General features: G+C 64.4%; 9 protein-coding genes. 4 read left to right on the top strand and 5 right to left on the bottom strand.

Going from position 1 to position 12,111, the window contains the following annotated elements; all coding sequences use genetic code 11:
* Window positions 1-43 precede the first annotated feature (43 nt).
* Both K426_RS27500 and K426_RS27505 read right to left on the bottom strand, forming a co-directional pair.
* Window positions 44-2,056, bottom strand: coding sequence for a ParB/RepB/Spo0J family partition protein (locus tag K426_RS27500; protein ID WP_007688079.1), 2,013 nt, complete (start codon window positions 2,054-2,056; stop codon window positions 44-46).
* A gap of 111 nt (window positions 2,057-2,167) precedes the next feature.
* The gene (locus K426_RS27505; protein ID WP_009823943.1) at window positions 2,168-4,144 is read right to left on the bottom strand and encodes a strawberry notch C-terminal domain-containing protein; all 1,977 of its coding nucleotides are present in this window, start codon (window positions 4,142-4,144) and stop codon (window positions 2,168-2,170) included.
* A gap of 229 nt (window positions 4,145-4,373) precedes the next feature.
* Here K426_RS27505 and K426_RS27510 point away from each other — a divergent pair, with 229 nt between their 5' ends.
* Genes K426_RS27510 through K426_RS27520 form a run of 3 tightly spaced genes read left to right on the top strand, consistent with a single transcriptional unit; the run spans window position 4,374 to window position 7,959 of the window.
* Entirely contained in the window at window positions 4,374-5,606 is a 1,233-nt protein-coding gene (locus K426_RS27510) for a site-specific integrase (RefSeq protein ID WP_007015824.1), read from the top strand.
* Complete coding sequence (locus K426_RS27515) at window positions 5,603-6,958, top strand: tyrosine-type recombinase/integrase (protein WP_009823940.1); 1,356 nt, start codon at window positions 5,603-5,605, stop codon at window positions 6,956-6,958. Before K426_RS27510 ends, K426_RS27515 begins: the two co-directional genes overlap by 4 nt.
* Window positions 6,955-7,959: a site-specific integrase gene (locus tag K426_RS27520; protein ID WP_009823939.1), complete on the top strand. Its 1,005-nt coding sequence runs from the start codon at window positions 6,955-6,957 to the stop codon at window positions 7,957-7,959. Before K426_RS27515 ends, K426_RS27520 begins: the two co-directional genes overlap by 4 nt.
* 44 nt (window positions 7,960-8,003) lie before the next feature.
* On the opposite strand, the gene K426_RS27525 is transcribed toward K426_RS27520, so the two are convergent.
* The 3 genes from K426_RS27525 to K426_RS27535 all read right to left on the bottom strand — a co-directional run bounded on the left by K426_RS27525 (window position 8,004) and on the right by K426_RS27535 (window position 11,520).
* Entirely contained in the window at window positions 8,004-10,199 is a 2,196-nt protein-coding gene (locus tag K426_RS27525) for a strawberry notch-like NTP hydrolase domain-containing protein (protein WP_066564301.1), read from the bottom strand.
* Between the two features lie 66 nt (window positions 10,200-10,265).
* Complete coding sequence (locus tag K426_RS27530) at window positions 10,266-11,132, bottom strand: DUF7146 domain-containing protein (RefSeq protein WP_007688081.1); 867 nt, start codon at window positions 11,130-11,132, stop codon at window positions 10,266-10,268.
* 61 nt (window positions 11,133-11,193) lie between these two features.
* Window positions 11,194-11,520, bottom strand: coding sequence for a single-stranded DNA-binding protein (locus tag K426_RS27535; protein WP_066564304.1), 327 nt, complete (start codon window positions 11,518-11,520; stop codon window positions 11,194-11,196).
* Window positions 11,521-11,599: 79 nt separating this feature from the next.
* Here K426_RS27535 and K426_RS30805 point away from each other — a divergent pair, with 79 nt between their 5' ends.
* Complete coding sequence (locus K426_RS30805) at window positions 11,600-11,800, top strand: hypothetical protein (protein WP_013041755.1); 201 nt, start codon at window positions 11,600-11,602, stop codon at window positions 11,798-11,800.
* Window positions 11,801-12,111 lie beyond the last annotated feature (311 nt).

Genomic DNA, 12,111 nt, shown 5'->3' on the forward strand with positions numbered 1-12,111 from the left:
CGGCGGGCGACACGAAAGCGCCGCCCGCCGTTAGGCGTTCGCCTCAGGCGGCCTGTTCGAAGTCGCCAGCATCGCCATCGGGGGCGATCTCCCCTGCCCCGCCGTCGCTGTCGTCTTCATCGCTGAGGAAAGCGGAATAGCTCCGGAAGCTTTCGGGCTTTTCGATCGCGCCGAACCGCATCTCGTCGGGCAGCCAGGAGAGCGCCTTTTCCCGGACTTCGGCCTCGACGATGCCCTGCCCCGAACAGAGCGCAGCGCAGGCATTGGCAAGGTCACCCTTCTTGGCGTCCTTGTATCGGCCGCGCAGCACCGGCCCGCCGATCTCGTCGAGCGCTTCGAGCATGACGTCCTTCTTCACCCGCCCGAAAAAGTTCTGGGCATCGGGCCGCCACCATTGCGCGACATCAATGTCGAGCAGCCGTCCGAGATGATCGTGGAAGCCGTTGCGGCGCCCGCCATCGTCGACGTTGAGTGTCGGCTCCAGCGTCTGCGCCATGACATGGGCGAGCCAATCGGCGCGCGCCTGTTCATCCAGTTGCCGGAAGGCATCGAAGCGGGACGACAGCGTGTTCCCGCCTGCCCAGCTCACATCGAGCGCCTGGCGCTGTTCGGTCAGGACATTGCTCGCCGCGCTACCTTCATCGCGGAAGCTGACGATCGGGAAGCTCGCGGCGGCGGCCTGCAACGTCGCGTGGTCCCGGACATAGCTGCTGGCGAACACCGTCCGGTGCGCCATCAGGAATATCGTGAGATCGAGCGCGAACCCGGCATCCGAGGCGACATGGGCTGCCAGGATCTGCCGGCGCTGGGTCGCGAGTTCGTCAACCAGCGTCGCGCTGAGCCGGGAGGCCGCGACCTTGCCGGACGGTGCTTCGGGTTCTGCATCCTCGCCCGCCTGCCGGATGGCGCGCTCGCTGAACATGCGGCTGTGCACCCGCGGACTGCCATCGGGCGCCAGATAGATGAAGGTGCCCAGCTGGTCCTTGATCGCATCATCGACCATCGTGCGCGACGCCTCGATCGTATCGAGTTCCCGCTCGATGTCGGCGAGACGCGCCGAAGCCGCCTCGGCCTCGGGCGTGCCGTCCTCGAGTTCGGTCTCAAGTTCGCGGATGAGCGCGTCGCCCTCATCCGAGAGACTATCGACGCGCTCCTGCTCGTCCCCGCTCAATTCGCGCAGCGGCGGATGATATTCGTGGAGCTGGCACTCCGTATCATAGGGCACATGCGTCGCGAGAACCGGCGTCACGAACGCCAGCTTCTGTTCGGCAGCGAGCGCTTCCGCGGCCGCTTCAAGCTTCTGGGCGGCCAGCTGCTCGATGAGCTCCACGTCGATCCAGCTCTCGTCCACATCTTCACCGAACAGGTCGCGCTCGATCCGGCCGCCCGCGCCGACATAGGCCTCGCGGCCGACGAACCGTGCCTTGGCGTCGGTCGCCTTGACCGTTCCGTTGAGGAGCGCACGGCGGATATTGTCGGGATTGTCGCCATAATAGGACCGGCTCATGCTCTCGAACACGCGCGCCTGGCGATCGACGTCGGGCGTGACGGCATAAGCCTGGGCGACCCCCAGCGTGATCTCGCCCGCCGCCAGCGCCGCGAATACGAGAGGAGCCAGTTCGGCAAGCCGTACCCGCTGCTCAACGAAGCGGGTCGTGACGCCGAAACGTTTCGCCACATCCTCGGCACTCGCGCCCTTGTCGAGGAAGTGCTTGAAAGCCGAGCACTCATCCGCCGGGTTCATCGCGACGCGGTGGAAATTCTCGGCAAGGCTCGCTTCGGCCGATCCAGCATCATCCTCGAGCACCAGCACCTGAACCTCATGGTCCCCGGCAAGCCGACCTGAATCGATCAGCCGCTGGAGCGCCCGCAAGCGGCGGCCACCCGCCTTGACGGTGAAATGTCCTGCCTTCTTGAGCGGCGTGACCACGAGATTCTGCAACAGGCCATGCGCGGCGATATTGTCGGCGAGGCTGTCGAGGTCGGCATCGCGATTGGATTTGCGGACATTGTCCTTCGAGAGCGAGAGGTTCTTGACCTTCACGGACTGGATCATCGGTTGTCTCCTTCGAGGGTTGCGCCGACCTCGTCGGCCGGCTTGAGCCACTCAGGCCCACCCGGCCGAAGGCCCCCTCCCCTCTCTTCGGTCGCTTGGCGCGGCCGCGGGTCAGTCCGTGATCCTGGCGAGGATCTCGAGGGCGCGGCTCGGGGGAACGAACAGCCGCGTGCGGTGCTGGATGATCTCGGTGAAGCAGCCCGCCGCCTTGAGATGCGGCAGCGCCTCGGGCTTCCAGTCCAGCAATTCGAGGCGTTGATCGCCGGCGACCAAGGCGCGCTTCAGCCGCAGCGCTCCGATCGGCATGATCTCGCCCGAGGTGCGGACGTGCTCGACCCGCGCGCCGAGGTCGATCTCGACATGGGCCGCGATGCCGAATGCGCTGGCAATCCGCTCAACCAGCGGCGCCGGAATAAGACGCCCGAGAAGCGACTGGCCGTCATCGCTCGTCAGCCGCCAGACCTGGACATGATCGTCGGGCAGCTTGCCCCACACCGGAAGCAGCAGGCCAGTGACCAGATAGATGATCTGCGTGCGCGTCTGCGCCGCCATTGCGTCGCATTCGGCCTGCCAGGCTTCGTCGAAGCTCGCCCGGTCCACGTCGGTCCAATGGGTTTCGGCGAAGAGGTCCTGCCGGTGCCGTTCGGTGCGCGTCGGCCGCACCAGCTCATAGCGGCGCACGGTCCGCCCCTCTTCGTCCGTCAGCGAGAAGGTCGGCCGGCAAATGGCGGCCTTGCCGGAACGCGGGTTGATCAACCCGCGCGCTTCCGGGTCGGCCAGAAGCCAATGCGCTCGCTCCAGGGTCAGCGGCCGATATCGCTCCTCGGTTTCGATACGCAGGATCTCGGTTTCGGCGCCGCTCACGGGATCGCGCCGGATCACCGTCCGGTCGAGGATCGAAATACGGTCGGCCGCGATCGTTTCGACGCCAAGATCGAGGGTGCCGGCCTCGCGTGCCTTTTCCACCCGTGCTTCGATCAAGCCGAGATATTCGTCGAAGATCGCGTTCTGCAGGTCGATGCGCAGCGCCAGGATGCGGTTCAACCACCGCTGGATCGTGGGCAAGGTCTCGGTGAGCCCCCCGCCCTCCCCGGCCAGGTTCAAACCGGTGAGCGCCTGGAACTGATCGAAGTGGACCGATTGGAGTTTTGCCTGGAACAGCAGGCGAAACCACTGGTCGAGCGATTCCCGCGCGAAGTCGGACTCCAGATTGTCGCGGGGGTCGAAAAGTCCCTGCCCGCCGGTCTGGCGTTGGCCACGGGTCAGCGCGCCCAGGCTGTCGAGGCGCCGGGCGATGGTCGAGATGAACCGCCGTTCGCCACGGCAATCGGTGGAAACGGGCCGAAACAAGGGCGGGCAGGCTTGGTGGGTGCGGTGCGTGCGGCCCAGCCCCTGGATCGCCGCGTCCGCGCGCCAACCGGGCTCGAGGAGATAGTGAATGCGGCGGCTCTGATTGGGCGCGTCGAGGCTGGCGTGGTAACTCCGCCCCGTGCCGCCGGCGTCGGAGAAGATCAGGATGCGCTTTTCGCCGCGCATGAAGATGTCGGTCTCCGCGAGGTTCGTGCGCGCGCTGCGCCGTTCGATCCGCTGACGGCCGTCGGCATCGACGACGATCCGCCGGCTGCGGCCCGTCACCTCGGCCACAGCCTCCGTCCCGAAATGCCCGATTATGTGATCGAGCGCCGAGCCGACGACCGGCAGCGCACAGAGTTGCTCGAGGAGCTGGTCGCGCATGGCCATCGCTTCCCGGCACAGCACGGGCTGCCCGGCCTCGTCGATCATCGGTTCCGAGCGCACCGTGCCGCTATCGTCGGTATAGGTGCGCATCTGGCGCACGGGAAAGGCCGCGGTCAGATAATCGACCAGGAATTCGCGCGGGGACAGCTCGATATCGAGCCAGGCGCGCTCCTCGGGGGACAGGTCGGCAAGGGCACGATCGAGCATCGCTTCCGAGGTCGACACGAGCTGGACGACGGCGCAGTCGCCGCGCGCGAGATCGGCGGCGATCGCCGGGATCAGCGAGGGCAGCTTCATCGACAGCAGGATCTGGCCGAAGAAGCGTTGCTTGGTCGATTCGAAGATCGACAATGCCGCGGCCTTCGCGCCGCTATTATAGGTGGCACCGCTGAAGCCGTCGGTGACGCGCGTGGCGGCGAGCGCGGCCTGCAGATTGTTGTGAATGATCGCTTATCGCGAGGAAGCGGTAATGCGGAGGAGCGCGGCGTAACCGGCGAATTCCCATGATAGTGTGCGCAGTTGCTGCGCATTATATTGGTTGCGAACCTCGGCGGTCCCTGGACCAGCTGAGGAGGCAATCATGTTGAAGTTGCATGACGAGTTGATCACCGAACTCTCGAATTCGCTCACCACACAGAATTACAATCCCGTGGTCGTGGCGAACCACCGTCTCTACGCCCGCGCGTTTCTCGATTATCTGGCCGAGTGCGATATACAGGTCGAGACTGTGACGCCGCAGCAGGTCGATCAGTATTTTGGCTATGCGGTTCAGGATTTTGAGATCCAGTACGGTCGGCCTCCCAGTGCGCGTTGGCACATGTTGCCCCGCACCGCGATCGCCAAGCTCCTCCGGCTTGCTCAAGGCAATTGGCCCCCGGACGCAGAAATGATCGGTCCCGATGACGAGCATCGACATGAAATTTGCCGCGAATACGAGGCATGGCTGCGCGAGGAGCGCGGTTTGGCAAGCGCGTCCATTGCGGCGCTGATGTGGGAGGCGCGAAACTTCCTGCGATGGCAGTTCGACCGGGCCGGTGCCGCCAGCCTCGAAACGTTGAGCATCGTGGACATCGATCTCTACATGGACATGCGCGCGCCTGGTTTACGGCGCAAATCATTGGCCGATGTCGCTGAGCGTCTCCGTTCGGTGGTTCGCCATCTGCATCGGACGGGTCGCATCCCGACCGATCTGACGCCACACATCATCGGCCCCATGCTCTATGCCTACGAAGATGTGCCGTCGACGCTGGAAAGGAGCCAAATCGCCGCGGTTCTGGCGACAACGCAGGAGGACAGATCGCCACGCGGACTACGCGATTATGCGATACTTCAGCTGCTTGCCACGTATGGGCTGCGCGAAGGTGAGATATGCCGCCTTCGGCTCGATGACGTGGACTGGCGCGCAGAATCCCTCCGGATCTGCCACACCAAGACCAACGCGTACTCGTACATGCCGCTAATGGTGACTGTTGGTGAAGCGCTGCTGGATTATCTGCGCCTTGGGCGGCCCCAGGTTGAAGTGCGGGAAATCTTCGTCCGATCCTGCGCACCCTATATCGCAATGACGAACCTGTACGGCATGATCCGCGGTCGGTTGGCCGCCGCAGGCGTAGTGCCAGCAGGAAAGCGGGGGCCGCATGTCTTCCGCCACGCACGTGCGGTCGAAATGCTGCGGGCATCGGTCCCGCAAAAGATCATCGGCGACGTGCTCGGGCATCGATCCACCGAATCCACCAATACTTATCTCAAACTGGCAACAGATGATCTCCGAGCCGTGGCACTCGAGGTGCCTGGAATGGAGGTGCTGTCATGAGCGCCTGGCACGATCCCGATCGCACCGTCGTCGACGCCTTCCTGGTAAAATCGCAGTTCCGGCCGGGAAGCGTACCGACATATCGCTGGTTCCTTTGCACCTTCGAAGATGTTGCCCGCCGGCATCCGGCGGTGGACCGGCAGATGCTCGACGCCTGGCTGAAGGAGATGCAAAAACGTTGGCGATTGTCGACGCTGCTCAATCAGGTCTGCATTGTCGACCGCTTCCTCGACCACCTCGTCGAAATCGGGCTGATCGCCGACAACCCTGTTGCTGCACTTCGCCGTCGGTACAACGTCAAGCAAAGCAAGCCGATCTGGCGGGCCTTGGCTTCCCCGAATCCCGACGAATCCTTGGCCGCGTTACGACGGCCTGCGCCCTTCGGCAGCGTGCTGGGTGACTTCATGCAAGACCATGTCATGCTGATGCGCAGCCGGGGATATCAATATGAAGCGCAGGCTCACTGGCTGCTGCGGTTCGATCGGTTCCTTCAGGCCCGTCCCGACCTCGCGGAGCAACCACTTGAGGCAATGATTGCGAGCTGGGCGGCTGCCAAGCCGACCCGCAACCACGCGGCTGAATGCCAGAAGCTGGCGCGCATCCTGACCAAGGCGCGGTTCCGCCTCGATCCGACTATCCCGCCAAAGCGCTTCAATCCCCGGCCAGAGCGGGAAGTAGCGCGGGAGCATCGGCAACCGCATATCTTCAGCCCGGCTGACGTTCGGCGTATGCTCGATACCGCACGGACTTATCCGTCGCCGGACGCTCCGCTGCGGCCGTTGACCCTCTACACCATGATCATGCTGGCCTATTGTGCCGGGCTACGGCGAAGCGAGCTGGCATGGCTCGATCTTGGTGACGTGGACCTGCAATCAAGCACGATCACGATCCGGGAAACGAAGTTCTACAAGACCAGGATCTTGCCTCTATCCGACAGTGTCGCGGTCGAACTGCGCGCGTACATCGATGCGAGGCGGCGCGCTGGCGGCCCACAGAACCCGAAATCAGGGCTGTTCTGGCATGCCCACTTAAATGACCGCTACAGGCCCGAGGCGGTTACGACAATGATTACCAACGTCATGCGCCGTGCTGGGCTCAAGCCCGCTTCGGGCCGGACCGGGCCGCGGGTCCATGACCTTCGTCACTCGATGGTGGTGAACCGCATCCTCCAGTGGTACCGGTCCGGCATTAACCCTCAGGAAAAACTGCACTTCCTCTCGACCTACATGGGGCACCGGGATCTCCACTCCACGCTGGTCTACATCACCGTCACGCAGGATCTGTTGCAGGAAGCCAGTGAACGGTTCCGCGCGCTCGGCGCCCCGTGCCTTGTCACGGAGGCGCGGCCATGAGGAAAGGCAATCCATTGCCCGCGTTGTTGCGGGCGTTCTTCCAGGAGTGGCTGGCCGAGCAGCGCAGCGCGTCAATCCACACGATCCGCTCTTATCGCGACACCTGGCGGCTGCTGCTTCGGTTCGTCGCGGAGCGAAAAGGCTGCGGGGTCGCGCGGCTGACGCTCACCGACGTCTCGGCCGGCGAGGTGCGCGCGTTCCTTCATCATACCGAGCATGGCCGCAAGACCACGATCGGCACGCGGAACTGCCGACTGGCCGCCATCCGCAGCTTCTTCAGCTTCGTGGCGGACAAGAATCCGGAATACATCGCGCAGTGCTCAGAGGTCCTGGCTGTTCCGTTGAAGCGGGAGCCCACCTCCGCGCCGTGCTACCTCGAGCCCGAGGAGGTCGAGGCCATCCTCGCCCAGCCCAACCGATCGACACTCGAAGGGCTGCGCGACCATGTACTGCTCTCGTTCCTCTATAACAGTGGCGCGCGAATCCAAGAGGCGCTTGACCTCTGTCCCGAAGCAATCCGGTTCGATGCACCGAACTTCGTGCGTCTTTACGGCAAGGGGCGCAAGGAACGCATCTGCCCGCTCTGGCCAGAAACCGTGGCATTGCTCAGGAAGCTACTGGAGCGACAGCCCCGTGCGCCCGATGAGCGGATCTTCGTCAATCGATACGGTGAACCGCTAGGGGCGTCAGGGGTGCGGTTCAAGCTCAACGCCTACGTGGAACAAGCCGCGAAATCGACGCTGACCCTCCAGTCAAAACACGTTACGCCTCACAGCTTCCGGCACGCGACCGCCGTCCACCTCGTTGCCGCCGGGGTCGATATCACCGTCATCCGCAGTTGGCTCGGGCACGTCAGTCTCGATACGACCAATCACTATGCTCAGGCCAATCTGGAGACCAAACGAAAGGCGCTGGAACAGGTTGGCGCCCCGGCGGCGAGCAACGTGCCACCTTCGTGGAAGCGAGATGCCAATCTGATGGGATGGCTCGACACCCTATAGAATAATGTGAAGGACGTGGCGAAATGTTCCGCAGCTTTGCAGGACTACGCCGCGCTCCTCCGCATTACCGCTTCCTCGCGATAACAGGTGTTATGCGCAGCTCGCCATAAGATGCCCCAGGCATCGGCATAGGCATTGTAGACGGCGATCTGTTCTTCGCTGAGCCGATGCTCGAGGATGTCATATTCGACGCCGGCGAAGCTGAGCGCCCGCGCGGCATAGAGGCCCTGCGCTTTGAGGTCGCGGGCGATCAACTCCATCGCCGCGATGCCGCCTCGGCGCAGGGATTCCACGAAGGCCCGCCGGTCGGCGAAGGCCGTCTGCGGTCCCCACAATCCGAGGCGTGTCGCATAGGCAAGATTGTTGACATCCGAGGCGCCCGTCGCCGAGGCGTAGAGAATCCGGGCGCGCGGAGCGAGATTTTGCAGGCGGACGCCGGCAATGCCCTGCTCGGACCCTTTCGTGGCGCCGAACCGGCCCTCGCCGCCGGCCACCCCGGCCATTTCATGCGCCTCGTCGAAAACGATGACGCCGCTGAAATCCTCACCCATCCATTCGATCAGCTGGCGCAGCCGCGTGCCCCTGTCGCCGCGGTTGGAGCGCAGGGTGGCATAGGTCAGGAAGAGGATCCCATCGCCCAGCGCGATCGGGGTGCCGAGCTTCCACTGGTTGAGATGCTGGATGTCGAGCGGCAAGCCGCCAAGCGCCGACCAGTCCCGGCGAGCGTCTTCGACCAGCGTCTCGCTCTTGGATATCCAGAGGTGGCGGCGGTTGCCACGCAACCACTGGTCGAGGATGACGCCTGCCACCTGCCGCCCCTTGCCGGCGCCCGTGCCATCGCCAAGGAAAAAGCCGGTCCGATAGGCGTTACCGGCCTCTGCCGGCGACAGCGAAAGACCCTCCTCGCTGGATATGAACCGCCCGGGAAGATCGCGCTCGAACGCCGCGCCAGCGTAGATCAGCGTTTCGAGCTGCGCGTCCGAGAGCAGGCCGTCGTCCAGGATCCTGGCCGGCAGCACGGGTTCATAAGCGACCGGGGGTGCGGCAATCGATCCCATTGCCTGCGATTCGACCAGCGCGCTTGGGTGCTCACGAGCATCGGCAATCAGCAGACGGCTCGGCCGATAGGGCAGGTAAATCCCTTGCGGTTCGCCCGCGGGTGCGGGCGCGTCGAGACGGTGATAGGCGACCGCGCGGGTCGTGGGCAGGGTCACCGCCGCACGCGAGCAGACGGGGCGGGTCCGCCGCGTGAGGCCCCGGAACAATCCGCTGGGGCGGGAGATCGGCTGCGGCTGCGGCGCGCATGGGGTCGCCATCGCATCGATGGCCGCAAGCGCAGCGCCGAGCGTCGTGCAGGTCTGGCGCGGGACCGAGCCCCCTGCCCCGTCCTTTTCGAGGAGTATGAGCTGGACTGCCTGGCCGGTGCCGTGCTTGGCATAGGCATCGGGCGGCAGGTCGAGATGCAGCCGGGCATGCGCGCCCGCAGTGGCGTGCAGCCAATCCGCGTCCTCCGTCTCGATGCGGTCGGGGAGAATAACGGCGCAGCGCCCGCCTGGAGCAAGCCGCAACAGCGCGGAGCGCAAATGGCGAAGCGCGGCATGGCGATCGCGCGCGCGCCCCTGGCTTCGCGAGAAGGGCGGATTGAGGAGCACGACGCTCGGCACCAGTTGCGGATCGAGCATATCGTCGATCAGTTCGCCATCATGCGTGCTCAGCCTGCCTTCGGGAAAGGCGTGACGCAGCAAACGCGTGCGCCAGGCATCGATATCATTGAGAAGGAGGCGCGCGCCGGCGAGATGGGCGTGTACGGCCAGGAGGCCGGTCCCGGCCGAGGGCTCGAGCACGATATCGTGTGCCGTGATCGCGGCTGCCTTGGCGGCAAGGAAGCCGATCGGCGCCGGTGTCGAGAATTGCTGGAACGCGATCTGCGTTTCGCTACGCACGCTTTGCGTGGGAAGCGCCGCCGTCATAGCGATCAGCTGGGCGAGCCGCGCATTCGCATCTGCCGGGAGCGTCGCGTTCTTCAGATGGAGGACCTGCGCGAGTTCGAGCACATCGTAGGCGTCGCGCAATGACCACAGGCCATCGGCGCTCGAGCCACCGAAAGCGGAGGTCATTTCGGCAAGGAGGTCGTTACGTGCAACCGGACATCCTTCGGACAGCCGGTCGGCTATGCCTTGAGCAGCGGTACGGGCGGGATCATCGAGCGGCAGCGTGAGCGCGAGGGGGTGTGTGGCCATGGGGCATCTCCAGGTCTGACACCTGGCATCAGCGCCAGGTCATCAGCCGGAAGGCTCCCTCCCCTTTCAGGCCGCCTCGGCGGCCCGGCGGACACGCCAAGCATCATTCCAGTCCGCGTGCCGTTCCGGCAGCCGGAGCACCAGTTCGCGTCCATTGGCTGTGAGATGGGGGCGGGCTTTTTTGAGCATGGCGGCAGCGGCGGCACCGCGATCGCCATAGACGATGATACGCTTGACCCGTTCGGGGATGGCGACAAGCCCAAGGCGTTCGACCCCGCCCAGCGCCCAGGTGGGCGTTCCGAACCAGGCCATTGCTGAAAGGGCGTCCTCGATGCCTTCGGCAAGGCCAAGCTCCTCGCCGGCCGGCGCCAGACGAATGGCCGCGTCGCCGAGAAGGCCAAGGGCAATCTTCGGCTTTGGCATGGGTTTGTGCAGGATGTCGGCGAGATCGAGGCAGGTCCGCTGGACGGCGACAACCCCCAGATCATTCTCGACCGCGGCGATCATCGCCGGAAAGAACCGGCGGCGCTCACCGGCCCCGACGATGGTGCGCGGGTTGTAGCGCAGGCAACGCGGATAGGGAGGCGGCAGACCGCGCGCCGCCAGATAATCGGCCGCTGGAGATCCGGCGATGGGCTGGCTCGCCTTCCATAGGCGAAGTGCAAGAGCGCGATGGTCCGCGGCCGCCTTCGGGCGCGGCATTGTGAGCGGCTCCGCATCGTGAAGTTTGCGCCGGCGCAAAGCAGCCAGAACATCGCGCGTGTCGCAGCCGGCAAAGCAGTGGAACAGGATCGCCCGCTCGCCCAGGCGTACCGACAGGCTGGGACCATGATCGTTATGTGCCGGGCACCGGCATTCGCCGCGCGTACCGCGCCAGATCCCACCCAGGGCTTCGACAATGGCTTTGGCGCGATGGGGAGCAGCTATGGGCATCGACTAATCCTCGGAAGTGGTGGAGCGCCGCTGCTGATTGCGCCCTCCCCTCCCCGATATTTCACCCCGGCATGCCTTTGGGTGCCAGGATCCCGAATTCCTCGACGATGCGATCGGTTGTGTAGTGCGTCGCGCCGTCGCGTTCATAGGAGTTGTCCTTGAGCCGTCCGGCTATGCGCACGAGATCCCCGACTTGAGCCCGGTCGGCGATATGTTTTCGCTGGCCTTCGCTGAAGACGCTCACGCGGTTCCAGTGGCTGTCTTCCTGCCATTCGTTATCGTCACCCTTGCGGCGATAATTCGCGCAGACCGACAGCAGGGTGAATTTCGGCCGCGCGTCGATTTCCCCGATCCGGCCGATGATCTCGAACTTGGCGAAGTTGATCATGCACCCTCCATGCGCAAGGTCATTTGGCCGGCAGCCTATCGTAGGCGGCTAACTTCGCGTATCCCTCCAGGCGGGGGGATTGAACGATTGCATCAGGCGCGACGCCGATCTCTTTCTCAAAATAAAAAGAATCAAAACGCCGCTGCTCGCAGCGGAAGCTTTTCCGATTCAAAAGGATTCAGATTCAGGAGGCCGAAAGCACAGCATTTCTGCGGGTTTGAGCAAGCTTATCCTGACCGGACGGGGGATTTTGCCTGCCCTTCCGGGGGCGCTTCCCTGACCGATCGGGGGATGCAACCTGACCTGCTGGGGCCTTCCTGACCGTATGGGGGACAGCTTCCTGCTGGAGTGATTCGCTCGCCATAGCGTTCGTCAGGGACTTTCTTCGGCGTCCGCGCTGCCGTTTGCGCGGGTCCGGGCGCTTGGAAACGCGACTCGCCGCACTTCCTCATGGTTTGCTGCTTCGGAGCGAAGTTCCATCCTGACCTCTTGGGGGCCGAATCCGGTGTCTATCCTGCCCTGACTTGACGCGTAAGGACAGGTCAGGCAGATTTTCTCCCACGCTGGACGAATCGGCGCAGACTTCATGGC

The organism is Sphingobium sp. TKS, assembly GCF_001563265.1.
In the GTDB taxonomy this organism is placed as follows: Bacteria; Pseudomonadota; Alphaproteobacteria; order Sphingomonadales; family Sphingomonadaceae; genus Sphingobium.

Bases quoted from the DNA above. Each gene is read 5' to 3' on its own strand.
- K426_RS27515 (WP_009823940.1), top strand. From the start codon at position 5,603: ATGAGCGCCTGGCACGATCCCGATCGCACCGTCGTCGACGCCTTCCTG.
- K426_RS27500 (WP_007688079.1), bottom strand. From the start codon at position 2,056: ATGATCCAGTCCGTGAAGGTCAAGAACCTCTCGCTCTCGAAGGACAAT.
- K426_RS27510 (WP_007015824.1), top strand. From the start codon at position 4,374: ATGTTGAAGTTGCATGACGAGTTGATCACCGAACTCTCGAATTCGCTC.
- K426_RS27530 (WP_007688081.1), bottom strand. From the start codon at position 11,132: ATGCCCATAGCTGCTCCCCATCGCGCCAAAGCCATTGTCGAAGCCCTG.
- K426_RS27535 (WP_066564304.1), bottom strand. From the start codon at position 11,520: ATGATCAACTTCGCCAAGTTCGAGATCATCGGCCGGATCGGGGAAATC.
- K426_RS27525 (WP_066564301.1), bottom strand. From the start codon at position 10,199: ATGGCCACACACCCCCTCGCGCTCACGCTGCCGCTCGATGATCCCGCC.
- K426_RS27520 (WP_009823939.1), top strand. From the start codon at position 6,955: ATGAGGAAAGGCAATCCATTGCCCGCGTTGTTGCGGGCGTTCTTCCAG.